Source organism: Streptomyces sp. NPDC059909, assembly GCF_042730885.1.
GTDB lineage: Bacteria > Actinomycetota > Actinomycetes > Streptomycetales > Streptomycetaceae > Streptomyces.
In genome coordinates, this window is sequence record NZ_JBHWKX010000005.1 from 119,820 (window position 1) to 144,547 (window position 24,728).

Annotated in this window: 18 protein-coding genes; 13 read left to right on the plus strand and 5 right to left on the minus strand. The window is 71.3% G+C overall.

Annotation, left to right across the window (positions count from 1 at the left end):
- Positions 1–494: 494 nt before the first annotated feature.
- The 10 genes from ACFV9O_RS06705 to ACFV9O_RS06750 all read left to right on the plus strand — a co-directional run bounded on the left by ACFV9O_RS06705 (position 495) and on the right by ACFV9O_RS06750 (position 15,032).
- Complete coding sequence (locus tag ACFV9O_RS06705) at positions 495–1,805, plus strand: acyltransferase (protein WP_385413185.1); 1,311 nt, start codon at positions 495–497, stop codon at positions 1,803–1,805.
- Between the two features lie 236 nt (positions 1,806–2,041).
- A complete protein-coding gene (locus tag ACFV9O_RS06710; RefSeq protein ID WP_385413188.1) occupies positions 2,042–3,856 on the plus strand; it encodes an ABC-F family ATP-binding cassette domain-containing protein in 1,815 nt (604 codons plus the stop codon).
- A 210-nt stretch (positions 3,857–4,066) separates the two neighbouring features.
- Positions 4,067–6,031, plus strand: coding sequence for a PQQ-binding-like beta-propeller repeat protein (locus tag ACFV9O_RS06715; RefSeq protein WP_385413190.1), 1,965 nt, complete (start codon positions 4,067–4,069; stop codon positions 6,029–6,031).
- Between the two features lie 28 nt (positions 6,032–6,059).
- Complete coding sequence (locus ACFV9O_RS06720) at positions 6,060–7,715, plus strand: PQQ-binding-like beta-propeller repeat protein (protein WP_385413193.1); 1,656 nt, start codon at positions 6,060–6,062, stop codon at positions 7,713–7,715.
- 76 nt (positions 7,716–7,791) lie between these two features.
- Entirely contained in the window at positions 7,792–9,588 is a 1,797-nt protein-coding gene (locus tag ACFV9O_RS06725) for a PQQ-binding-like beta-propeller repeat protein (RefSeq protein ID WP_385413196.1), read from the plus strand.
- A 232-nt stretch (positions 9,589–9,820) separates the two neighbouring features.
- Entirely contained in the window at positions 9,821–10,525 is a 705-nt protein-coding gene (locus ACFV9O_RS06730; protein ID WP_385413198.1) for a LuxR C-terminal-related transcriptional regulator, read from the plus strand.
- Positions 10,526–10,733: 208 nt separating this feature from the next.
- Positions 10,734–11,789, plus strand: coding sequence for a galactose-1-phosphate uridylyltransferase (galT, locus tag ACFV9O_RS06735; RefSeq protein WP_385413201.1), 1,056 nt, complete (start codon positions 10,734–10,736; stop codon positions 11,787–11,789).
- A complete protein-coding gene (gene galE / locus ACFV9O_RS06740) occupies positions 11,786–12,751 on the plus strand; it encodes a UDP-glucose 4-epimerase GalE (protein ID WP_385413203.1) in 966 nt (321 codons plus the stop codon). The genes galT and galE overlap by 4 nt, the downstream gene beginning before the upstream one ends.
- On the plus strand, positions 12,748–13,890 hold the full coding sequence (gene galK, locus ACFV9O_RS06745) for a galactokinase (protein WP_385413205.1): 1,143 nt from the start codon (positions 12,748–12,750) through the stop codon (positions 13,888–13,890). The genes galE and galK overlap by 4 nt, the downstream gene beginning before the upstream one ends.
- Before the next feature lie 377 nt (positions 13,891–14,267).
- Positions 14,268–15,032 (plus strand): LuxR C-terminal-related transcriptional regulator, encoded by a 765-nt coding sequence (locus ACFV9O_RS06750; RefSeq protein ID WP_385413294.1) that lies wholly within the window; start codon positions 14,268–14,270, stop codon positions 15,030–15,032.
- Positions 15,033–15,078: 46 nt separating this feature from the next.
- Here ACFV9O_RS06750 and ACFV9O_RS06755 read toward each other — a convergent pair whose 3' ends face one another.
- The gene (locus ACFV9O_RS06755) at positions 15,079–15,576 is read right to left on the minus strand and encodes a MarR family winged helix-turn-helix transcriptional regulator (protein WP_385413208.1); all 498 of its coding nucleotides are present in this window, start codon (positions 15,574–15,576) and stop codon (positions 15,079–15,081) included.
- A 131-nt stretch (positions 15,577–15,707) separates the two neighbouring features.
- On the opposite strand from ACFV9O_RS06755, the gene ACFV9O_RS06760 reads away from it, so the two are divergent.
- Both ACFV9O_RS06760 and ACFV9O_RS06765 read left to right on the plus strand, forming a co-directional pair.
- Positions 15,708–16,529, plus strand: a complete 822-nt coding sequence (locus ACFV9O_RS06760) for a trans-aconitate 2-methyltransferase (protein ID WP_385413211.1) — start codon at positions 15,708–15,710, stop codon at positions 16,527–16,529.
- An 11-nt stretch (positions 16,530–16,540) separates the two neighbouring features.
- Positions 16,541–16,927, plus strand: a complete 387-nt coding sequence (locus tag ACFV9O_RS06765; RefSeq protein WP_385413213.1) for a VOC family protein — start codon at positions 16,541–16,543, stop codon at positions 16,925–16,927.
- Between the two features lie 96 nt (positions 16,928–17,023).
- Here the strand turns inward: ACFV9O_RS06765 and ACFV9O_RS06770 are convergent, their stop codons facing one another.
- From ACFV9O_RS06770 to ACFV9O_RS06780, 3 genes are all read right to left on the minus strand, one after another.
- Entirely contained in the window at positions 17,024–18,706 is a 1,683-nt protein-coding gene (locus tag ACFV9O_RS06770) for an FG-GAP repeat domain-containing protein (RefSeq protein ID WP_385413215.1), read from the minus strand.
- Positions 18,707–19,033: 327 nt separating this feature from the next.
- Positions 19,034–19,708, minus strand: a complete 675-nt coding sequence (locus ACFV9O_RS06775; protein WP_385413218.1) for a TetR family transcriptional regulator — start codon at positions 19,706–19,708, stop codon at positions 19,034–19,036.
- Positions 19,705–20,685, minus strand: a complete 981-nt coding sequence (locus ACFV9O_RS06780) for an acyl-CoA desaturase (RefSeq protein WP_385413221.1) — start codon at positions 20,683–20,685, stop codon at positions 19,705–19,707. The genes ACFV9O_RS06775 and ACFV9O_RS06780 overlap by 4 nt, the downstream gene beginning before the upstream one ends.
- 215 nt (positions 20,686–20,900) lie before the next feature.
- On the opposite strand from ACFV9O_RS06780, the gene ppc reads away from it, so the two are divergent.
- On the plus strand, positions 20,901–23,630 hold the full coding sequence (gene ppc / locus ACFV9O_RS06785; protein ID WP_385413224.1) for a phosphoenolpyruvate carboxylase: 2,730 nt from the start codon (positions 20,901–20,903) through the stop codon (positions 23,628–23,630).
- Positions 23,631–23,912: 282 nt separating this feature from the next.
- Here the strand turns inward: ppc and ACFV9O_RS06790 are convergent, their stop codons facing one another.
- A complete protein-coding gene (locus tag ACFV9O_RS06790) occupies positions 23,913–24,569 on the minus strand; it encodes an LPXTG cell wall anchor domain-containing protein (RefSeq protein WP_385413227.1) in 657 nt (218 codons plus the stop codon).
- Positions 24,570–24,728: the final 159 nt, after the last annotated feature.

Below are 24,728 nucleotides of genomic sequence, written 5' to 3' on the forward strand. Positions count from 1 at the left end.
GCCTGCCCTGCCTGCGCCCTGCGGGCAGGCTCCGAAGCGCGTCGGAGCTGCCGGGTGGCCCGGGTGTCCGTGCTCAAGCGCCGGACGGCTGATTGTGCCCGGTACCGCCGGGTGGGCCGGGGTGTCCGTCCTCAAGCACCGACGGGCTGGAGTCGAGCCCCCACGCCCGCCAGGGCGTAAGGGAGGCCTGGGGCGAAACCCGGCGGGGGCCGGGGCGGAGCCCCGTGATTCAGCCCCCTGGGGTTCCCCCCACGCCGCAGGGCGTAGGGGGAGCTTGAGGAGCGGGGTTCGGGGGCGGAGCCCCCCGGAATCGGGGTCCGGGGCGGAGCCCGGTGGGGGCTGGGGGCGAAGCCCCCGGTTCGGGAAGGGGCGGGGTGGGGATAAGGCGCGCCGCAGGCGTCCGCGCACACGGCGCGGTCGCGGCCGCGTACTCACGCCGGAAATGAGTACGCGAGCGCTGACGCCCGCACCACCTCGAGCGCGACCGTACCCGTATGCCAACACGCGTTCGTGAGCTCGCCGAAGCCACCCCGGCCACCCGGGACCGGTACGTCGACCTGCTGCGGGTCGCCTCGCTCGGGACCGTCGTCCTCGGCCACTGGCTGATGGCGGCCGTCACCGCCGACGGCGTCGGCAATCTGCTCGCCGTCGTGCCGGAGCTCCAGGTCCTCACCTGGGCGCTGCAGATCATGCCGGTGTTCTTCTTCGTCGGCGGCTTCTCGCACGCCCTCTCGTACCGCTCGCTGCGCCGCAAGCAGCCGGACGGTTCCGTGTACGCGGCGTTCCTGCGGGCCCGGCTGCGCAGGCTGCTGCGCCCCACGATGGTCTTCGTCCTGGTCTGGGGCGCGGCCGCGCTGGTCATCCAGCTGCTCGGCGGGGGCGGCGGGCTGACCGGGGTCACACTGCGCCTGGTGACCCAGCCGCTCTGGTTCATCGGCATCTACCTGGCGATGGTCGCCTTCACCCCGCCGCTGCTGAGGCTGCACGAGCGGTACGGCTGGGGCGCGTTCGGGGCGCTCGCGGGCGGGGCGGTCGCAGTGGACGTGCTCCGGTTCGCGTACGGCGTCCCCTTCGTGGAGTTCCTGAACTTCGCCTTCGTCTGGCTGGCCGTCCATCAGCTCGGCTTCCTGCGGGCCGACGGCCGGCTGCGGCTGCCGTCCGTGCTCGCGCTCGGCGGCCTCGCCGGGGCCGCGGCGCTCGTCGCCCTCGGCCCGTACCCGCTGTCCATGGTCGGGATGCCCGGCGAGAAGGTCTCGAACATGGCCCCGCCCACCCTCGCCCTCCTCTGCCACGGCCTCTGGCTGGTCGGCGCGGTGGAGCTGCTGCGCGGGCCCGGCGCCCGGCTGGTCGCCCGGCCGAGGGTCTGGCGCACGGTCGTCGCGGCGAACGGCGTCGCCATGACCGCCTTCCTGTGGCACCTCACCGCCATGCTCGGCGTCTACGGCGCCCTCCTCGCCCTCGACGTCGACCTGCCCGCGCCGGCCTCGGCCGCCTGGTGGACCCAGACCCCGCTGCGTATCGCAGCAGCGGCCGTCCTCACGGCGGCGCTGGTCGCGGCCTTCCGCAGCTTCGAACGCCCGTCCCCGGCTGCCCCCTCGACCGGCTCCGGCCCGCTCGCCGCGCTCGGCATCACCCTGTGCCTGCTCGGCGTGCTGGGCCTGTCGATGGTCGGCTTCGCGGGCATGCTGGAGGGCCGCTCGGCGACGCTGATCGCGTTCCCGGTCACGGCCCCGGCGGCCGTCGCGATGTCCCTGGCGGGCTGGCTGCTGGTGGAGCGTTCGGGACGTCGGCCGGGACGTCATTGAGCAAGCGCGAGAGGTCTCCCCCAGGGCGGCGCCCCCGCGCAGCCCGCCGAACGCGTACTCCTCCACCGACGAGCGGCCGGCCGGAGACTCCAGGTCGGTCCGGACCGCCGAAAGCGCGCGCCTACGGTGTCGGCCCCCGCAGTCCCGTCCGATCGTCGTACGAACGCCGCGCACGCTGTCACACCCCCCGCGCCGACTACGCTGGGAGGCCGATCGATCCCCGTGGCAGGAGAGAAATGGCAGTCAACCTCGTCAATGTCGAGGCAGTCAGCAAGGTGTACGGCACCCGTGCCCTGCTCGACGGGGTCTCCCTCGGCGTGTCCGAGGGAGACCGCATCGGTGTCGTGGGGCGCAACGGAGACGGCAAGACGACCCTCATCCGGATGCTCGCCAGGCTGGAGGAGCCCGACACCGGTCGGGTCACACACAGCGGCGGGCTGCGTCTCGGGGTGCTCACGCAGCACGACTCGCTCGACCCGTCCGCCACCATCCGGCACGAGGTCATCGGCGACCTCGCCGACCACGAGTGGGCCGGCAACGCCAAGATCCGTGACGTCCTCACCGGGCTCTTCGACGGGCTGGACCTGTCCGGGTTCCCGCAGGGCCTGGACACCGTCATCGCGCCGCTCTCCGGTGGCGAGCGGCGCCGGATCGCCCTCGCCAAGCTGCTCATCGGCGAGCCGGACCTGATCGTCCTCGACGAGCCGACCAACCACCTCGACGTCGAGGGCATCGCCTGGCTCGCCCGCCACCTGCGGGAGCGCCGCTCGGCGCTCGTCTGCGTCACGCACGACCGGTGGTTCCTCGACCAGGTCTGCACGCGCATGTGGGACGTCCAGCGCGGCACGGTGTACGAGTACGAGGGCGGTTACTCCGACTACGTCTTCGCGCGCGCCGAGCGCGAGCGCATCGCCGCGACCGAGGAGGTCAAGCGGCAGAACCTCGTCCGCAAGGAGCTGGCCTGGCTGCGGCGCGGTGCCCCCGCCCGTACGTCGAAGCCGCGCTTCCGCGTCGAGGCCGCCAATGAGCTGATCAAGGACGTGCCGCCGCCGCGCGACACCTCCGAGCTGATGAAGTTCGCCTCGTCACGGCTCGGCAAGACGGTCTTCGACCTGGAGAACGTGACCGTCCAGGCCGGGCCGAAGGTGCTGCTGAAGCATCTGACCTGGCAGCTCGGCCCCGGCGACCGGTTCGGCCTGGTGGGGGTGAACGGGGCGGGCAAGACCTCGCTGCTGCGCGCGATGGCCGAGGCCGCCCGCAGCGACGGCGAGAAGCAGCCCAGTGCCGGGCGGATCGTCACCGGCAGGACGGTGAAGCTGGCCTACCTCTCGCAGGAGGTCGCCGAACTCGATCCGAACCTGCGGGTGCTGGAGGCCGTCCAGCAGGTCCGCGACCGCGTCGACCTCGGCAAGGGCCGGGAGATGACGGCCGGGCAGCTGTGCGAGCAGTTCGGCTTCTCCAAGGAGAAGCAGTGGACCCCGGTCGGCGATCTGTCCGGTGGCGAGCGCCGCCGGCTCCAGCTGCTGCGGCTGCTGATGGACGAGCCGAACGTCCTCTTCCTCGACGAGCCCACCAACGACCTCGACATCGAGACCCTCAACCAGCTGGAGGACGTCCTCGACGGCTGGCCCGGCTCGATGGTCGTCATCTCCCACGACCGGTTCTTCATCGAGCGGACCACCGACCGGGTGTACGCGCTGCTGGGCGACGCCGCGCTGCGGATGCTGCCGCGCGGTATCGACGAGTACCTGGAGCGGCGCGCGAGGATGATCGAGGCCACGGCCACGGCCCCGGCACCGGCTGCCGCGCCCGAGAAGTCCGGCGCCCCGGAGAAGTCCGCCGCGGATGTGCGTGCCGCGAAGAAGGAACTCCAGCGGATCGAGCGGCAACTGGACAAGATCTCCGACAAGGAGACCAAGCTGCACTCGCAAATCGCCGAGAACGCCACCGACTTCGAGAACGTGGCGAAGCTCGACGCGGAACTGCGTGAACTGGCAGGAGAGCGCGAGGAATTGGAGCTGCGCTGGCTCGAACTCGCCGAGGACGCGTAACGACGGCATCACGGGCCGGTCCTCCCTTGGGTACAGGGGCGGACCGGCCCCTACTTTCCGGTCAACCGGGTGATAAAAAGAAGCCCCGCTCGACTGACGTGACGCTGCGCCATCCATGTCCGATTCGCTCCTTTCCGTAAGGCAATTGCCGGACGGAATCGCGGGGGAGGCCGGTCGGGTCGTGGACCGCACGAAGGGGGAAGTGCTGCCATGACTCAGCCGCCCAGCCAGCAACCGCCGCAGGGGGGCTTCGGATCTCCGCAGGATCCACAGCAGGTCCCGCAGCCGCCCCAACAGCCCGCGCAGCCCGCCCAACAGCCCGCGCAGCCGCCCCAACAGCCCGCGCAGCCGCCCCAACAGCCCGCGCAGCCCGCCCAACAGCCCGCGCAGCCGCCCCAACAGCCCGCGCAGCCACCTCAGATGCCGCCGGTCCCGCCTCAGGTGCCGCCGCAGGCCACCCCGCCGACGGCCCCGCCCCAGGCCGGTCAGCCGGAGCCCGGCTACGGCTATCCCCAGAGCCCGCAGCCCGGTTACGGCTACCCGCAGCAGGCCCCCGGCCAGCCCGGCCCGTACGGTCAGCAGCCCGGCCCGTACGGCCAGCCGGGTCCGTACGGTCAGCAGCCCGGCCCGTGCAACCAGCAGCCGGGCCCCTACGGCCCGCCCCAGGGCGGCTACGGCTACCCCACCCAGCCGCAGTACCCCGGTGTGCCCACTCCGCCGCCCGGCGGCAGCGGCAACCCCTTCAAGGGCAAGCCCGGTGTCATCATCGGCGCGGCCGTGGCGGCCCTCCTCGTGATCGGTACCGGCACCTGGTTCGCGCTGAGCAGCGGTGACGACGACAAGAACGCCAACCCCAAGCAGACCGCGCTCCCGCAGCCGAGCGGCTCGGAGTCCGTCGACCAGGGCGACGGCACCGGCGGTGGCCGCGACGCCGAGGACGACCTCAACGCCGGGCGCAAGCCGGGCGAGGCGAAGGTCCTGTGGCTGGCGAAGAACGACGTCGACCTGCCGCGCAACGGCGCGGATGTGTTCGGGCCGTGGGTCGTCGGCGACACCGTCGTCAAGGGCATGTACAAGGAGCTCACGGGCTACTCCGCCACCACCGGCCAGAAGAAGTGGAGCATTCCCTTCCCCGCCGAGCTGTGCGCGGCCAGCTCGCGGACGACGGACGCCGGCCAGCTCGTCGTGGCGTACAAGGACGGGACGGGCGACAAGGCCAACTGCACCCAGCTCCAGCAGGTCGACGTCAACACCGGCAAGGCGGGCTGGAAGCAGGCCATCCAGAAGAAGGGCACCTGGGACCTGCTCTCCGACATCAGCCTCACCATCAGCGGCGGCACCGTGACCGCCGCGCGCCTCGGCAACTCGGACGCGTTCCGGGTCAGCGACGGCAAGGTGCTGTTCGGCAAGCTCCCGGGCAACTGCCAGCCGGAGGCCTTCGCCGGCGGTCCCAGACTGATCGCCTCCGAGACCTGCCCCCGGGTCAACGGCAAGGCGCAGAACCAGGTCCAGGAGCTCGACCCGTCGACCGGCAAGGCGCTGTGGACGTACAAGCTCCCGGCCAACTGGGAGGTCGCCAAGGTCTACTCGGTCACTCCGCTCGTGCTGTCGCTGGAGGAGCCGGACCAGAAGAAGTGGAGCGTCATCGCGCTCAACCCGAACGGCACCCTGCGTTCCCAGATCGACGGCGGCACGGACAAGTACCAGCCGCGCTGCGGTGGGGGGTTCATCATCTTCGGCGCCCATCTGGAGGGCTGCGTCGGCGTCGCCGCCGACGCCAACACCTTCTACATGGCGACCGACCCCGGCAGCTCCGGCAAGTCCCGCACCAACGCGGTGGTCGCCTTCGACCTGAACACCGGCAAGCGCAAGTGGCGTGCCGAGGCCCCGGCCGACCGCACGATGGTGCCGCTGCGCATGGAGGGTTCCGACGTCCTCCTCTACATGGAGGCGACCTTCCAGGACGGCGGCGCGGTGGCGACCCTGGCGCCGACGGGCGGCAAGCCGAAGGTGATCCTGCAGCACCCGCAGTCCACCGCCAAGATCGAGAGCGACTTCTACTCGCCGAAGATGCTCTACCAGGACGGGCGGTTCTACATCGCCAGCGGCCGGGTGAGCGCGTACAACGACGCGGAGGAGAAGGAGACCAAGACGATGATGGCGTTCGGGAAGTGACGGTCGCAGCACCGCGATGACCCAGCCCATGCACGCGTCACCGCATCCCGGGCAGGGACACGGGCCGGGACACGGGCCGGACCGGCCCGGTCCGCACGGACCGCCGCAGGCGGGCCCGTACGGCCGGCTGAACCCGTACGGAGGCGACCGCCACCGCGTCGCGCCGGCCGGTCCGGGCACGCCGCCCGGCCAGGGCGGCCCACCCGGCCGTCGTTCCACCGGTCGGCCCGCGGCGCTGCTCGCCGCGGGCCTGGCCGCGCTGCTGGCGATAGGCGGCGGCACCTGGTTCGCCCTGTCCGGCGACGACAAGGACAGCGGCGGCAACAGGCCGATCGCCGGGGCGAGTTCCGGCGGTCCCTCCGGCTCGACGGACGACGGCGAGCAGGGGAAGGCCGGACTGCCCGGTGCCTCGGCTCCCGATGCCGCCAAGGCCGCCCGCCTCAACGCCGAGCGCAAACCGGGCGACGCCCAGGTCCTCTGGCTCCGCAAGAACGACGTCGACCTGCCCAGCCTGGGCGGCGACGTGTTCGGCCCCTGGCTGGTCGGGGACACCATCGTCACGGCCATGTACCGTTCGGTCACGGCCCATTCGGTGGCCGACGGCACCCTGAAGTGGAGCCTGCCGCTGGGCACCGGCATCTGCCGGGCCCCGCAGCACGCGTCGGACGACGACAAGATCGTCCTCGCGGTGCAGGAGCGCCCGGGGGCGAAGGCCGACGAGTGCAGGCAGCTCCGGATGATCGACCTGCGGACCGGCAAGCAGGGCTGGCAGCAGAAGATCAAGGAGGACGGCCTCTTCGACTTCTTCTACGACTACTCGACCACCATCACCGGCAATACCGTCACAGCCGGCCGCTACGGCCATTCGACCGCGTACCGGCTCAGTGACGGCAAGCCGCTGTGGGGCAAGTGGGACGGCGGCGAGGACGTCTGCCGGCCGTACGCGTACGCGAGTGAAGCTCCCGTGCTCGTCGCCGCCGTCAACTGCCCGACCGACGACGCCGACAATCCGCAGGAAGAGGTCCACGGGATCGACCCGGCGACCGGCGCCTCCCGGTGGAAGTACCGCCTCCCGCGCGGCTACGTGGTCGAGCACGTCTACTCCGTCCGGCCGCTGGTCGTGTACGCCGTCGACCGGGCCAAGGACCGGCGGGGTGTGCTGGTCCTCAACGACGACGGCACGAAGCGCTCCTCGCTCCGGGGCCAGGACCAGTACGCGAACGGGTGCAGCGAGGACGTGGCCGACCAGGGCAATCTGCAGACCTGTCAGGTGGTCGCGGACGATGACACCCTCTACATGGCCACGGGGGCGCCCGACGGCCGGGAAGGGGCCAACAGCATCGTCGCCTTCGACCTGGACACGGGCGCCGAGGTGCGGCGTATCAAGGCCCCTGGCGTACACACGGTCATGCCGCTGCGGATGGAGGGGAACCGGCTGCTCGTCAGGATCATGCCCACCATCACCACCGACGAGCCCGGGGCGCTGGCCTCCGTCGGCCCCGGGGCGACCGAGCTCCATGTGCTGCTCCAGCTTCCGGCTTCGACCGTCAAGACCGAGCGGATGTTCATCGGGTACAGGGGCGTGTACGCCGACGGGCGCTATTTCCTCGTCGACGACGCCGTCGTTGCCGAGAACGACGCCGAGGAGAAGGAGAGGGAGACGATGATGGCCATCGGCGAGTGACCCCGTCCCCAGGGACGGCCCGGACCCGGCCCCCGACCGACTCCCTCCGCTTCGCACCCTTCAGAGGTATCCACGCATGACGCAGCCACCACAGCCGCCCAACCAGCCACCCCAGCAGCCGTACCAGCCGAACCAGCCGCCGCAGCAGCAGCCCCCGCAGGGCGGCTTCGGCGCCCCGCAGGATCCCCCGCAGGGCGGCTTCGGCGCCCCGCAGGACCCTCCGCCGGGCGCCTTCGGCGCGCCGACCCCGCCGCCGCAGGGCCCGGGTTGCGGATACCCGCAGACGCCCCCCGGCCAGCCGGGCCAGCCCGTCGGGTACGGCTATCCACCGGCCCCGGGCGCCGGCCAGCCGCCGACCCAGCCCATGGGCCAGCAGCCGTACGGCTACGGCTACCCGACCCAGCCCCACTACGGGCCGCCGCAGCCGCCGGGCAAGAAGCTGAGCACCCAGATGCAGATCATCATCGCCGCGGTCGTCGCGGTGGTCCTGATCGTCGCCGGCGGTGTCTGGTTCGCGGCGGGCGACGACGACACCAAGCAGACCCGGTCCAAGGGCTCGGCCGAAGGCGCCAACGGAGAGGGTGACAAGGACCTCGGGGGCGGCGGCAAGGAGCAGGCCCCCGACAACACCAAGTCCAAGGTGTCCTTCCAGCTGCCGCAGCCCAAGGTCGACGACGTCACCGTCGTGGACGGCTCCTGGGTCACCGACAAGGCGTACGTCAAGACCGGCAGCCGCTCCGTCGTCGGCTACGACGCGGCCAAGGGCAGTGTCCTGTGGACCATCCCGCTGCCGGGCCAGCTGTGCGCGGCGTCCCGGCACAAGTCCGATGACAACAAGACCGCGATCGCCTTCGAGCCGGCCAAGCGCACCACGAACTCGTACCAGCGGTGCAGCCAGGTCGGTGCCATCGACCTCGAAGCCGGCAAGCTGCTGTGGACCAAGACGGCCAAGGGCGAGGGCGACGAGCCCGTCGCGTTCAACGAGATCACGCTGAGCGGCAACACCGTCGCGGCGGGCGGCACCGACGGCGGCGCCGCCTTCGACCTCACCACCGGCGCGGTCCGCTGGCAGCCGCAGGCCAACGCCGAGGAGTGCTACGACATGGGCTACGGCGGCGGCCCGGCCCTCGTCGCGGCGCGCAAGTGCGGTCCGTACGACAGCCAGTACGTCGTCATCCAGTCGCTGAACCCGACGACGGGCGCGCCCCTGTCCTCGTACAAGATGCCGCCCGGTGTCGAGTACGCGAGCATCATCTCCACCAAGCCGCTGGTCGTCGCGGCCGACGTCGGCGACACCGCCGGTGACGGCAGCGGGATCTCGGACTTCTTCTCCATCGACGAGAAGACCGGCAAGCTCAAGGTCAAGATCGCGGCCGATGCCGACCGGTACGCCGCGCAGTGCCGCTCCACCGAGGTCGAGTCCTGCAACAAGGCCGTGGTCGGCAACGGCCGGCTGTACCTGCCGACCGAGGAGCACGAGGGCACCGGCGACTACGGCGACACCAACGAGATCGTCTCGTTCGACCTCACCACCGGGAAGCCGACCTCGGACAAGGCCGATGCGGGCGACCGCTACACGATGTTCCCGCTGCGCATGGACGGCGGCAGCATCATCGCGTACAAGTGGCCGCCGTACGACGGGGGCGGACAGATCGTCAGCATCGACGGCGGCACGTTCAAGCAGACCGTGCTGATGGAGAACCCGGCGGACGAGTCGATCCGGGACGCGGAGACCAGCTTCTCCTCCGACTACGCCGAGATCCTCTTCTCGGCGGGCCGGCTCTACATCTCGGAGACGCTGCTGAGCAAGCCGAGCCCGAGCGCGAACACGGACGACAAGGAGTACCTGGCGGTCGCCTTCTCCACCGACTGACACAGCCGACACAGCTGACACGGCTGACACAACTGACGCGGCGCGACAGCCGCGTTGCGGCCCGGTGCCCCGGTCGACGGATCGGGGCACCGGACTGCTTTGCCGAAGAATTCGGCAATCTGGGCGGCTTCTGGCACGTAAGGGGCGCGCGACGTCGAACAAGCGTGTAGCTTGCCGGGTCAATAGGCTGGGGGGCCGGGGGGCCGACTTCAGGGGTATGGGGGGTTGCTCGATGGGTGTGCGGCTCATGGTGGTCGACGACCACCGACTGCTTGCCGAGGCGCTCGCCTCGGCGCTGAAGCTGCGCGGGCACCGGGTGCTGGCGGCAGCGGCGCCGACGGCGGGGGCGGCGGAGCTCGTGGTGAGCAGGGCGCCCGAGGTGTGCCTGCTGGGGACGGCGACTCCGGCGGAGCCGGGGGTCTTCGACCCGATCGTCCGGATCAAGCGGGAGCGCCCGCAGGTGGCGGTGGTCGTGCTCGGTCCCGTGCCGTCTCCGCGGGGGATCGCGGCGGCGTTCGCGGCCGGTGCGTCCGGTTACGTACGCCATGACGAGCGCATCGAGGGCGTCGAGCGCGCCATGATCAAGGCGCGGTCGGGCGAGGCCGCGGTCGCGCCGCAGCTGCTGCAGGGAGCCTTCACCGAGCTCCTGAACCCGGCGGCCCAGCCGGACGACGAGGGCCAGCGACTGCTCCAGATGCTCACTCCGCGCGAGGTCGAGGTGCTGGTCCGGGTGGCCGAGGGCGAGGACACCCGGCTGATCGCGGCGGGCATGGGGATAGCCCCCAGCACGGCCCGCACCCATGTCCAGCGCGTCCTGATGAAGCTGGGCGTGGGCTCCCGTCTCGAGGCCGCGGCGCTGGCGGCGCGCACGGGCCTCCTGGACCGCGCCCCGATCCCGCTGCCCGGACAGGCCGAGGCTCCCGACCCGCAGTCCTGACCGCACCCCGCCCGGCTTGCCGGGCCGGACCGCGCCGGCTGAACGGACCATGCCGGCTCACCGCGTCGCCTCCCCGCACCGCGCTCAGCCATGAACGGCGGTGCGGGCCACAGGCATGCGCTCGACACGCCAGGGCATTGACGTGCCATGTTCGCTCATGGTTCTTTGTGTGTGGTTCTGTTTGATGGCGTTCGTGAGGAGCGACGGTGTGAAGAAGACGGTGACCAGGCTCGCCGACGGCCGTGAGCTGCTGTACTACGACCGCCGCGACGACATCGTCCGCGAGGCCGTGGACCGCAGGCCCCTCGACGCCGTCTCCACCGCCTCGGAGATCCGCCACGACCCGCTGCTCGGGGACGCGGTCGCCATCGCGTCCCACCGCCAGGGACGCACCTACCACCCACCCGCCGACGAGTGCCCCCTGTGCCCGTCCCGGGACGGCCGGCTCAGCGAGATCCCGGACAGCGACTACGACGTCGTCGTCTTCGAGAACCGCTTCCCCTCCCTCGCCGGGGAGTCCGGCCGCTGCGAGGTCGTCTGTTTCACCCCCGACCACGACACCTCCTTCGCCGGGCTCAGCGAGGAGCAGGCCGCCCTCGTCCTGGAGGCCTGGACCGACCGCACCGCGGACCTCGCCGAACTTCCGCGGATCAAGCAGGTGTTCTGCTTCGAGAACCGGGGCGCCGAGATCGGCGTCACCCTCGGCCATCCGCACGGACAGATCTACGGGTACCCCTTCGTCACCCCGCGCACCGCCCTCATGCAGCGCTCGGTCGCCGAGTACCGGGCCGCCACCGGGCGCAATCTCTTCGACGACACCGTCGCGCGCGAGCTCGCCGACCCCGTCCGAGTGGTTCTGGAGGGCGACCACTGGGTGGCCTTCGTGCCGTACGCGGCGCACTGGCCGTACGAGGTGCACCTGTACCCGCGCCGCCGAGTACCGGACCTGAGGGAGCTCGACGACGCGGCGCGCACAGAGTTCCCACAGGTCTATCTGGAACTCTTGAAGCGCTTCGACCGGATCTTCGGTACGGATGACCCGCCGACGCCGTACATCGCCGCCTGGCACCAGGCGCCTTTCGGTGACGGCGGTGGCTTCCGGCGCGCGGACTTCGCGCTCCACCTCGAGGTCTTCACCATCCGCCGCACATCCGGAAAGCTGAAGTTTCTCGCGGGTTCCGAGTCCGGCATGAGTGTGTTCATCAACGATGTGCCGCCGGAGGCCGCGGCCCAGCGAATGCGAGAGGTAGCGACCAGCAGATGACCAAGTACCTGGTGACGGGCGGCGCGGGCTATGTCGGCAGTGTGGTGGCCGCGCATCTGCTGGAGGCCGGGCACGAGGTGACCGTGCTCGACGATCTGTCCACCGGCTTCCGCGAGGGCGTGCCGGACGGTGCCGAGTTCGTCGAGGGCCGCATCCAGGACGCCGCGCGCTGGCTCGACCCCTCGTACGACGGCGTCCTCCACTTCGCCGCGTTCTCGCAGGTCGGCGAGTCGGTCGCGGACCCCGAGAAGTACTGGGTGAACAACGTCGGCGGCACGACCGCGCTGCTCGCGGCCATGCGCTCCGCCGGGGTCCGCAAGCTCGTCTTCTCCTCCACCGCGGCGACCTACGGCGAGCCGGACTCCACCCCGATCACCGAGACCGACCCGACCGCCCCGACCAGCCCGTACGGCGCATCCAAGCTGGCCGTCGACCACATGATCAGCGGCGAGTGCGCCGCACACGGTCTGGCCGCCGCCTCGCTGCGCTACTTCAACGTGGCGGGCGCCTACGGCAGCTGCGGCGAGCGGCACGACCCCGAGTCGCACCTCATCCCGCTCGTCCTCCAGGTCGCCCTCGGGCGGCGCGAGGCGATCTCCGTCTTCGGCGACGACTACCCGACCGCCGACGGCACCTGCGTACGCGACTACATCCACGTCGCCGACCTGGCGGAGGCGCATCTGCTCGCCATGGACAAGGTCGCCGCCGGCGAACACCTGATCTGCAACCTCGGCAACGGCAACGGTTTCTCGGTCCGCGAGGTCATCGAGACCGTCCGGAAGGTCACCGGGCACCCCGTGCCCGAGGTCGCCGCGGCCCGCCGCCCCGGCGACCCGGCCGTGCTCGTCGCCTCCGCCGCCACCGCCCACGAGCGCCTCGGCTGGTCCCCGTCCCGGGCGGACCTCGCGGGCATCGTCGCGGACGCGTGGGCCTTCGCGCGGGAGAGGGCGGCCGGGGCATGAGCGTCGACAGGCAGTTCGCGGAGCTGTACGGGTACGCCCCCGAGGGCGTATGGGCCGCACCGGGCCGGGTCAATCTGATCGGCGAGTACACCGACTTCAACGACGGCTTCGTGATGCCCCTCGCCCTGCCGCACCGGGCGGTCGCCGCGGTGGCGCGCCGCACCGACGGCGTGCTGCGGGTGCACTCGGCGGACATGGACCAGGGCGTGGTCGAGCTGGCGGTCGCGGATCTCGTGCCGGGCTCGGGCTCCGGCTGGGCGGCGTACCCGGCGGGTGTGGTGTGGGCGCTGCGGGAGGCCGGGCATCCGGTCACCGGCGCGGACGTGCAGATAGCGTCGACCGTGCCCACGGGCGCCGGGCTCTCCTCCTCGGCGGCCCTGGAGGTCGTCACGGCACTCGCCCTCGACGAGCTGTACGGACTCGGCCTCGAGCCCGCACAGCTGGCGGTGCTCGCCCAGCGCGCCGAGAACGCCTTCGTCGGCGTCCCGTGCGGGGTCATGGACCAGATGGCGTCGGCTTGTTGTACCGAGGGCCACGCCCTCTTCCTCGACACCCGTGACCTCACCCTGCGCCAGGTCCCCTTCGACCTCGCCTCCCATGGCCTGCGGCTCCTGGTCGTCGACACCCGCGTGAAGCACGCGCTCGGGGACGGCGCGTACGCGCAACGGCGCGCCGGCTGCGAGGCGGGTGCGCGGGCGCTCGGCGTGCGCGCGCTGCGCGAGGTTCCGTATGTGCAACTGTCCGATGCCCTCGCGCGTTTGAACGACGGAACGATTCGTCGTTACGTACGCCATGTCGTGAGCGACAACCATCGCGTCGAACGGACGATCGCCCTTCTCGATGCGGGCGACCTCCGCGGTGTCGGCCCGGTCCTCACCGAGGGCCATGCCTCGCTGCGGGACGATCTCCAGGTCTCCTGCCGGGAGTTGGACCTCGTGGTCTCCGTGGCGAACGCGGCGGGCGCGCTCGGCGCCCGGATGACCGGCGGCGGCTTCGGCGGCTCGGCGGTCGTCCTGGTCGAGGAGGAGGCCGCGGACCTGGTGACCAAGGAGGTCAAGGCGGCCTTCGCGGCGGCGGGGCACACCGAGCCGAGGGTCTTCCCCGCGGTTCCGTCGGGAGGCGCGCGCCGCGTTCGGTAGGCGACCCGAAGGGGACGCGAAGGCTCATCCGAAGGCGATCCGAGGGGGACGCGAAGGCGTACGAAGGCGCCGTCGACCGGTCGGCGTGCCGAGCTTTGTCGACTTCTGTCTCCATTCGAAACTTCAACCACACGCCAAACACCCTGGCCAACCAGTTCTGCAAATATCCTTCCGCTCCTGTCGCCCGGCCTTACGCTGATGCTCAGCACCGGTGGGGGCCGGTGCTGTTCAGGGGGCGAGACAGTCGGGTGCGACGCCCGGGGCGGGGTAGCAGTCAAGTGCGCGGCGGCGGCCGTGGACTGCGTACCACCCCATCCTCGGGCGCCGTACCCGCGCCATCCGGCCCTCCGCCGGAAAAGCGCAGCTTGGGGGTGTCTGTGGTTCGTATCCGGGTCCTGGTGGTGGATGACCACCGGATCTTCGCCGAGTCCCTCGCCGCGGCGCTCGCGGCCGAGCCGGACGTCGACGTGGCCGCGGCCGGCAGCGGCCCCGCCGCGCTGCGCTGTCTGGAGCGCGCGGCGGCCGACGGCCGCAGATTCGACGTGATGCTCGTGGACGCCGATCTGGGCGTGGCCCCGGCACCGGCCGCCCCGGTCGTCGCACGGGCCGTCCCCGACAACGGGGAGGGCGGCTTCGTGGACGGCATCTCCCTGGTGTCCGCGGTCCGTTCGGCCAGGCCGGCGGTCCGCTCGGTCGTGCTCGCCGAGAAGGACGACCCGCGCAGGGCGGCCCTCGCGCTGCAGGCGGGCGCCTCCGGCTGGGTGGCCAAGGACTGTTCGCTGCAGCGGCTGCTCACGGTGATCCGCGGGGTGCTCCGCGAGGAGACGCATCTGCCGCCCGCGCTGCTCACCGGAGTACTGCGGGAGCTCACCGCCGCGCGCAAGCACCGCACCGAGAGCGAGCGGCTCGTCGAGTCCCTCACCCCGCGCGAACGCGAGGTGCTGCGCTGCATGGTGGCCGGCCTCGGCCGCAAGGCGGTCGCGGAACGCCTCTATCTGTCCCCGCACACGGTCCGCACCCATATGCAGAACGTGCTGGGGAAGCTGGGTGTGCACTCCACGCTCGCGGCGGTGGCTCTGGCCCGGCGGGCCGGCGTCGGACCGGTGGAGCTGGACCTGCCGGCGGTGGGGAGCGCGGGGTAAGGAGCCCAACGGCACACGACGCCGCGCGCCCCGCCGCGGCGGGTCCTCAGCCGGGTACGTTGTCGAACGGGGCGGTCAGCCGGCGTAGCAGCGCGGCCAGTTCGCCGCGCTGGGCGCCGGAGAGCTGGGCCAGGATCGCGCGCTCCTGGGCGAGCAGTCCGGCGAGTGCCTGGTCGGCGCGGTCGCGCCCCTCGGGGGTGAGCCGCACCAGCACACCGCGCCGGTCGCTCGGGTCGGGCAGCCGCTCGACCAGGCCCTTCTTGGCGAGCCGGTCGATGCGGTTCGTCATCGTGCCGGAGGTCACCAGGGTCTGCGTCAGCAGCTGGCCGGGGGAGAGCTGATACGGCGCGCCCGCGCGCCGCAGCGACGTCAGTACGTCGAACTCCCAGGGCTCCAGATTGTGCTCGGAGAACGCGAGCCGACGGGCGCGGTCGAGGTGCCGGGCCAGCCTGGAGACACGGCTGAGCACCTCGAGCGGTTCCACGTCGAGGTCCGGGCGCTCGCGGCGCCATGCAGCGACCAGTCGGTCGACCTCGTCCTCCATGACGATCAGTGTAGATGGTCTGTCGACATGAAGTCTCTTGACGTCAAGATATATTTCGATGGACTATTGGGCATGGTCGGGCCGGAACCTCGTTCCGCTTGTCTGCACCGTTCCAGTAAGGGGGCTCGAACATGCATTCCGCACCAACCTGGGATCCACAGCAGTACCTTCGCCACTCCGGCCACCGGACCCGCCCGTTCCTCGACCTGCTCGCCCGGATACCCGAGCTGCCGCACGGCACTCGTCCCCCGCGCATCGCCGACCTCGGCTGCGGGCCGGGCAATGTGACCGTCCTGCTCGCCGACCGCTGGCCCGACGCCCGTATCACGGGCTTCGACCTCTCCCCGGAGATGCTCGCCCGGGCGGAGAAGGAGTACGCGGGCACCACCCCCGGCGGCGGCTGGCTCGACTTCCGCGCCGCCGACGCGGCGCACTGGACTCCCGATGAGCCGTACGACCTGATCGTCTCCAACGCCGCACTGCAGTGGGTGCCCAACCACCCCGAGTCGCTCCCCGCCTGGATCGAGGGCCTCGCCCCCGGCGGCACGTTCGCCTTCCAGGTCCCGGGGAACTTCACCTCACCCAGCCACGCCCTGCTCGGCGAGCTCTGCGACACGCCCCAGTGGCGCGACCGCCTCGCCGACCAGGGCCGCCGCTTCGTCCATGTCCTCGAACCCGCCGACTACCTCATGCGGCTCGCCGACCTCGGCTGCGCGACGGACGTCTGGGAGACGACCTACTCCCAGCTGCTCACCGGCGAGGACCCCGTGCTCGACTGGGTGAAGGGGACGGCCCTGCGGCCGGTCCTCACCGCCCTGGAGGGCGACGACGCCGCGATCGAGGAGTTCCTCGGCCAGTACCGCGATCTGCTCCGCAAGGCCTATCCGCCGGGGCCGCACGGAACGGTCTTCCCGTTCCGCCGGATCTTCGCCGTGGCCCGCAATCCGCAGTAGAGGGGGAACCGATGCTGACTGCGATCGACCACGTCCAGCTCGCCGCACCGCCCGGCACCGAGGACGCTCTGCGCGCCTTCTACGCCGACGCCCTCGGCATGACCGAGATCCCCAAGCCCCCGGCCCTCGCCGCCAACGGCGGCTGCTGGTTCCAGGCCGGGGCCGTACAGCTCCACCTCGGCATCCAGAGCGACTTCCACCCCGCGAGGAAGGCCCACCCCGGCCTGCGCGTCCGCGGCATCGAGGCGTATGCCGACCGCCTCGCATCCCACGGCGCCAAAGTCGTCTGGGACCAGGACCTCCCGGGCCACCGGCGCTTCTTCTCCGAGGACCCGGTCGGCAACCGGCTGGAGTTCCTGGAGCCGGACACGCAGCGGGATGACGAGCCGGCGCCGTGAGTGGCTTGACCGACCGGTCGGCGGCCGGTCCGTCCCACGGCGGGGACAGGACCGACCGCCGACCGGGTCAAGACCGGGTCATGGTCGTGCCGCGCGTCAGTGCAGGCTGGTGTACGTGTTCCAGCCGGGGCCGATCTTCACGCGCGCCGAGAACCCGCCGGTGCCGTTGGCGGAGTACCGCCACAGGTTCCCCGTGGAGTCCGTGGCGAGCAGATCCGCCCGCCCGTCACCGGTGATGTCGCCCGGGGCCTGCAGCTTGTTGTACGCGTTCCAGCCGGGGCCGATCTTCACCCGGCCCTTGAACGGCGCGGTGACGCTGCCCGTGCCCGCGTACAGGTAGAGATTGCCCCCGGCGTCGCGGGCGACGATGTCGGCCCGGCCGTCACCGGTGATGTCACCGGCGCCGACGATCCGGTTGTAGGCGCCCCAGCCGGACCCCACGCTCACCCGGGTCGAGAAAGCGGTGCCCTCGCCGTTGCCGCGGTACAGGTACAGCTGGCCGGAGCTGTTGCGCGCCAGCAGGTCGCCCTTGCCGTCGCCGCTCAGGTCGCCGGGTGCGAGGAGGGTGTTGTACTGGCCCCAGCCGGAACTGATGGCGAAGGGCCCGCCGTCGCTTCCGGCGACCTGGTAGTTGTACAGCGTTCCTTCGAACACTTCGAGGAGATCGCCCCTGCCGTCGATGTCCAGCGACGAGGCAAAGGTGATCTTGGCGCCCTTCCAGTCGCCGACCTCGCTTGCCTGGTCACGGGGGCTCAGCAGCCCGTTGTTCATCGCCCAGTAATAGAACAGCGTGCCCTGGGTGTCGAGCCCGAACACCTCGCCCTTGCCGACCTCGGGGTTGCCGCCGGAGGTGGCGAACAGGGACACCACGTGCCACCCCGTCCCGGCCTCGCTGCGGGCGGCCAACAGGCCGCCGCCGGTCGAGGAGTAGAAGTACAGCGTGCCGTTGTGGGCGCGGGCGAGGAGGTCCGCCATGCCGTCGCCGTTGATGTCGTCGACGCTGAGGAGCTGGTTGTAGATCTGCCAGCCGCTGCCGACCTTGACGCGGGCCGCGAACGGCGCCGCCGCGTTGCCCGTTCCGGCGTAGAAGTACAGCTCGCCGCTGGGCGTACGGGCGAACAGATCCCCGACACCGTCGCCGTCGGCATCGTTGGCACCGACGAGCTGGTCGTACGCGCCCCAGCCGGCGCCGACCTTCACACGGGGTGCGAAGGGCTCTACGAGCGAGCCGTTCGTCGTGTACAGGTAGAGCTCTCCGCCGGGCGTCCGGGCCAGGAGGTCCATCCTGCCGTCGCCGTTGACATCGCCGGGGACGGTGAGTTTGTTGTAGGCCTGCCAGCCCTTGCCCCGCCACACGGGGGCGCCCGCGCCGGTCGCGTCGAAGGCCTGGTGGGTGGACAGAACACCGTGCGCGGTGAGCGCCAGGATCTCCGGATGGCCGTCGGCGTTCAGGTCGCCGATGGGAACGATGTCCTTGAACATCTCGCCCGGCGTGTCGTAGAGGCCGAACTGCGTGTCTTCGGCAGAGCCGTACGGGGAGAGGTACACCTGGCCGTTGATGGCTCGGTAGAGCAGGTCGGTGTAGCCGTCGCCGGTCACGTCGAACCGGGACTTCAACGGCACGGCCTCGGCGTCGCCCGCCGCGTAACCGTTCCGCTGCGCCGTGCGCTCCGGAAGCGTGAGCTCGGGCGCCTCGACGTCGGGCGTGACCCGCTCGACGACGTTCCTGTGCGGCGGCGGCACCGGGCCGTCAGCCGACGCCGGGCCGGCCAGCAGCATGCCGGCCGACAGTGCGAGTGCGGTGCAGGCAGCGATCCGTCGGGCGCGTCTCGTGCGCGCGCGACCGGAACGGCCGGATTCCACAGAAGACAAGGCCCCCCCTGGGGATGAGTGGTGGAACCGGTCGAACGTGTCCGCAGAAGCTTCACCGTCGAACGGGAAGGCCGGACAGTCACCGGAATGCTCACGGACCCTATTAGGGGGAACCCGGGAAAACAGGAGGTCGGAAGGCAAACGGAAGCTTACGAGTCGGATCAGCGCGGGCAGCGGGGCCGCAGGGGGCAGCGGGACCGGACGCGGGACCGTACGGCCGGCCGGCCCGCGGGCTCAGCTCTTGCGATGCCCTATCAGTCGCGGCTTCTGCTCCAGACCGTCCAGACCGTGCCACGCCAGATTCACCAGATGCGCCGCAACCTCCGCCTTCTTCGGCTTACGGGCGTCCAGCCACCACTGGCCGGTCAGGGCGACCATCCCGACCAGCGCCTGCGCGTACAGCGGCGCAAGCTTCGGGTCGAAGCCGCGGGCCTTGAACTCCAGGCCCAGGATGTCCTCGACCTGCGTGGCGATGTCGCTGATCAGCGAAGCGAAGGTGCCCGTCGACTGGGCGACCGGGGAGTCGCGGACCAGGATGCGGAAGCCGTCCGTGTACGCCTCGATGTAGTCGAGCAGGGCGAACGCCGCCTGTTCCAGCAGCTCACGCGGGTGGCCCGCGGTGAGCGCGCCGGTCACCATGTCGAGGAGCTGGCGCATCTCGCGGTCCACCACGACCGCGTACAGACCTTCCTTGCCGCCGAAGTGTTCGTACACCACCGGCTTGGAGACCCCGGCCTTCGCCGCGATCTCCTCGACCGACGTGCCCTCGAACCCCTTCTCGGCGAAGAGCGTGCGGCCGATGTCGAGCAGTTGCTGGCGGCGCTCGGCCCCGGTCATCCGGACCCTGCGCCCGCGCCGGGGCTTGTCGCTGCTGCTGATACCGCCGTCGATCGCCACGTCCTCAATCATGCCGCTTCCGCGGCCTCCGTCCTGCGCCGAGCGTCGATCCGGTCCGCGCTCGGCCAGCGCACGTCGTACGCCCAGCCCAGCAGCTCGAACCAGCGGATCAGCCGGGCGCTGGAGTCGATCTGTCCGCGCATCACGCCGTGCCGCGCGCTGGTCGGATCGGCGTGGTGCAGGTTGTGCCACGACTCGCCGCACGACAGCACCGCGAGCCACCACACGTTGCCCGAGCGGTCACGCGACTTGAAGGGGCGCTTGCCCACCGCGTGACAGATCGAGTTGATCGACCACGTGACGTGGTGCAGCAGCGCCACCCGGACCAGCGAACCCCAGAAGAACGCGGTGAAGGCGCCCCACCACGACATCGTCACCAGGCCGCCGACCAGCGGCGGGATCGCGAGCGAGACGATCGTCCAGTACACGAACTGGCGGGAGATCGCCCGGATGGCCGGGTCCTTGATCAGATCCGGCGCGTACTTGTGCTGCGGGGTCTGCTCCTCGTCGAACAGCCAGCCGATGTGGGCCCACCACAGGCCCTTCATGAGTGCCGGCACCGTCTCACCGAAACGCCACGGCGAATGCGGGTCACCCTCGGCGTCCGAGAACTTGTGGTGCTTGCGGTGGTCCGCCACCCAGCGCACCAGCGGGCCCTCCACGGCCAGCGACCCCATCACCGCGAGCGCGATCCGCAGCGGGCGCTTCGCCTTGAAGGAGCCGTGCGTGAAATAGCGGTGGAAGCCGATGGTGATGCCGTGGCAGCCGATGAAGTACATCGCCACCATCAGGCCGAGGTCGAGCCAGCTGACGCCCCAGCCCCAGGCCAGCGGCACCGCGGCGAGCAGGGCGAGAAAGGGCACCGTGATGAACAGCAGCAGGGTGATCTGCTCGATCGAACGCTTCTTGTCTCCGCCGAGCGTGGCGGAAGGGAGGTCGGATTCAGACGGCTTCCGGGCGTCGTCGATCACATCGGGGCTTGTGGTCATGGGGTGTCCCCTGTGGGGTGAGGAGTGCGAGGGATCCGTTGCTACGGATCCGTAACCTACGGCGTCGTAAGTATGGCAGCGCGACGCCTCGCGGCAAGAGGGCTGTGGACAACGGCGCGTGAACGGACACCTATCCTTGGTGGCGTCGGACAGCGCGGTCCGCAAGCCTCCGGAAAACCTCCAGACGTGCTCAAACACTGCAAGGAGCCGCACCTGTGAGCAGTGCCGACCAGACCCCATCCGCCAGCGCGGAGCTGCGCTCCGACATCCGCCGACTGGGCGATCTGCTGGGCGAGACCCTCGTACGGCAGGAAGGCCCCGAACTCCTGGAGCTCGTCGAACGCGTACGAGCCCTGACCCGGACGGACGGCGAGGCCGCCGCCGAGCTGCTCGGGGACACCGATCTGGAGACCGCCGCGAAGCTGGTCCGGGCGTTCTCCACGTATTTCCATCTTGCCAACGTCACCGAGCAGGTGCATCGCGGACGCGAGATGCGCGAGCGGCGCGCGGCCGAGGGCGGACTGCTCTCCCGCACCGCCGACATGCTGAAGGAAGCGGACCCCGACCACCTGCGCGAGACCGTGCGGAACCTGAACGTACGGCCCGTGTTCACGGCGCACCCCACCGAAGCGGCGCGCCGGTCCGTACTGAACAAGCTCCGGCGCATCGCCGAGCTGCTCGAGACCCCGGTCATCGCCGCCGACCGGCGCCGGCACGACCTGCGGCTCGCCGAGAACATCGACCTCGTCTGGCAGACCGACGAGCTCCGCGTCGTCCGCCCCGAGCCCGCCGACGAGGCCCGCAACGCCATCTACTACCTGGACGAGCTGCACGCGGGCGCCGTCGGCGACGTCCTCGAGGACCTCGCCGCCGAGCTGGAGCGCGTCGGCGTCGAGCTGCCGCCCGGCACCCGCCCGCTCACCTTCGGCACCTGGATCGGCGGCGACCGCGACGGCAACCCGAACGTCACCCCCGACGTCACCCGCGAGGTGCTGATCCTCCAGCACGAGCACGGCATCACCGACGCGCTGGAGGCCATCGACTCCCTGCGCGGACTGCTGTCCAACTCGATCCGGTACGCCGGAGCCACCGAGGAGCTCCTCGCCTCGCTCCAGAACGACCTGGAGCGCCTCCCCGAGATCAGCCCCCGCTACAAGCGGCTCAACGCCGAGGAGCCGTACCGCCTCAAGGCCACCTGCATCCGCCAGAAGCTCGTCAACACGCGCGAGCGCCTCGCCAAGGGCACCGCCCACGAGGAAGGCCGCGACTACCTCGGCACCGCCGAACTGCTCCACGACCTGACCCTCATCCAGACGTCGCTGCGCGCACACCGCGGCGGCCTGTTCGCCGACGGCCGCCTCGACCGGACCATCCGCACGCTCGCGGCCTTCGGACTGCAGCTCGCCACGATGGACGTGCGCGAGCACGCGGACGCCCACCACCACGCGCTCGGCCAGCTCTTCGACCGCCTCGGCGAGGAGTCCTGGCGGTACGCGGACATGCCGCGCGACTACCGGCGGAAGCTGCTCGCCAAGGAGCTCCGCTCGAGGCGGCCGCTGGCGCCGACCCCGGCCCCGCTCGACGCGGCCGGAGCCAAGACCCTCGGCGTCTTCGAGACCGTCAAGGAAGCCTTCGAGCGGTTCGGGCCCGAGGTCATCGAGTCGTACATCATCTCGATGTGCCAGGGTGCGGACGACGTCTTCGCGGCCGCCGTGCTCGCGCGCGAGGCCGGGCTCATCGATCTGCACGCCGGCTGGGCGAAGATCGGCATCGTGCCGCTGCTGGAGACGACCGACGAGCTGAAGGCCGCGGACGTCATCCTCGACGGCATGCTCGCCGACCCCTCGTACCGGCGGCTCGTCTCGCTGCGCGGCGACGTCCAGGAGGTCATGCTCGGCTACTCCGACTCGTCGAAGTTCGGCGGCATCACCACCTCGCAGTGGGAGATCCACCGGGCGCAGCGAAGGCTGCGCGACGTCGCCCACCGCTACGGTGTCCGGCTGCGGCTGTTCCACGGCCGCGGCGGCACGGTCGGCCGCGGCGGAGGCCCCACGCACGAGGCCATCCTCGCGCAGCCGTGGGGCACGCTGGAGGGCGAGATCAAGGTGACCGAGCAGGGCGAGGTCATCTCCGACAAGTACCTGATCCCGTCTCTGGCCAGGGAGAACCTGGAACTCACGGTCGCCGCCACCCTGCAGGCGTCCGCGCTGCACACGGCGCCGCGGCAGAGCGACGAGGCGCTGGCACGCTGGGACGCGGCGATGGACACGGTCTCCGACGCGGCCCACGCGGCGTACCGGCGGCTCGTGGAGGACCCGGACCTGCCCGCGTACTTCTTCGCCTCGACGCCCGTCGACCAGCTCGCCGAGCTGCACCTGGGCTCCCGGCCCTCGCGCCGCCCGGACAGCGGGGCGGGCCTGGACGGGCTGCGGGCCATCCCGTGGGTCTTCGGCTGGACGCAGTCGCGGCAGATCGTGCCGGGCTGGTTCGGCGTCGGGTCCGGGCTGCGGGCCCTGCGGGAGGCGGGTCTCGACCCGGTCCTGGAGGAGATGTACGGACAGTGGCACTTCTTCCACAACTTCATCTCGAACGTGGAGATGACCCTCGCCAAGACGGATCTGCGCATCGCCCGGCACTACGTGGACACGCTGGTGCCGGAGGACCTGAAGCACGTCTTCGCCACGATCGAGGCGGAGCACGAGCTGACGGTGCAGCAGGTCCTGCGGGTGACGGGCGGGGAGCGGCTGCTCGACTCCAACCCGGTGCTCCAGCAGACCTTCGCGATCCGCGACGCCTATCTGGACCCGATCTCCTACCTCCAGGTGGCGCTGCTGTCCCGCCAGCGCGAGGCGGCGGAGCGCGGCGAGCCGGCGGACCCGCTGCTGGCGAGGGCGCTGCTGCTGACGGTGAACGGCGTGGCAGCGGGCCTCCGCAACACGGGCTGACGCCCGGGCCACTCGCTCCACAACGCCGCTGCCCGGCACCTCGCGGTGCCGGGCAGCGGCGTTGTGCGAAGGAGTTTCCGGGGCTGCGCCCCCGGCCCTGCGCCGTGCGGCGGGGCTGCGCCCCTGCCACGGCGCTTCGGGCCTGTGCCCCGTGCCCGCTTCGGGTTCGGGGGTTCGGGGGCGTGTGCCCTCGGTCCTCCGTGGCGTGCGGCGGGGCTGCGCCCCGTGCCCGCTTCGGGGGCCGGGAGACCGGGGGTTGGACCCCGGGCCCCCGGCCTGGGGTCAGTGCTGCCGCTGGGTCCTGCGGCGGCGCATGACGAGGTAGCCGCCAGCGGCGAGCAGGGCGGCCGCGGTTGCCGAGAGGGCGCCCACGGGGGCGCTCGAACCGGTTTCGGCGAGGTCTCCGGAGTCGCCGTTCGCCGACGGGGAGGTGGCCGGGGTCGGCTGCGTGCCCGCGGGGGCGGTGGTGGCGGGACCGGACGGCTTGTCGCCCGGCTTGTCGCTGGGCTTGTCGCCCGGCTTCGTGTCCTCGGACTCGCAGTCGGTCCAGAACACCTTGTGCTTGGCGCTGCCGTGCTCGCCGTCGAAGTTCCAGAACAGCTTGTAGTGGCCGTCGGGGAGGGACAGGTCCGCGGTCCGGCCGTGACCGGAGCCGTCGAGGGTCAGCGAACCGGACTTGACCTCATCACCCTTGACGCCGGCGGTCGGGGACCAGACCTCGATACGCCAGTCGACCTGCTGACCGGCGTCGAAACCGAAGGCGTCGAGGTAGAAGGTGCAGACGTGCGGCTCGTTCTTGCGGAGTTCTTCGCCGGTCGTGGCGTCATGGATCTTGACGGTGCCGTTGTCGCCGGGCGGGGTGGCGAGCGCGGAAGGGGCGAGCAGCAGCGAGCAGACCGCAGCCGTCACCACCGCGCCGGTGGAAGTGAGCATGCGCATGGGCAGTCCAACACGAGAGAAGGGGGGCCGTGGGGGGCGGCTCAGCTTCCTGTCGGCTCCACCGGGCCGTCAATACATGCGACGACGCATCCGCACCAAGAGCTGTCAATTGCCCGAATACTCCTCGGTAACAATAACGTGACTGTGCCGCCCGCCCAT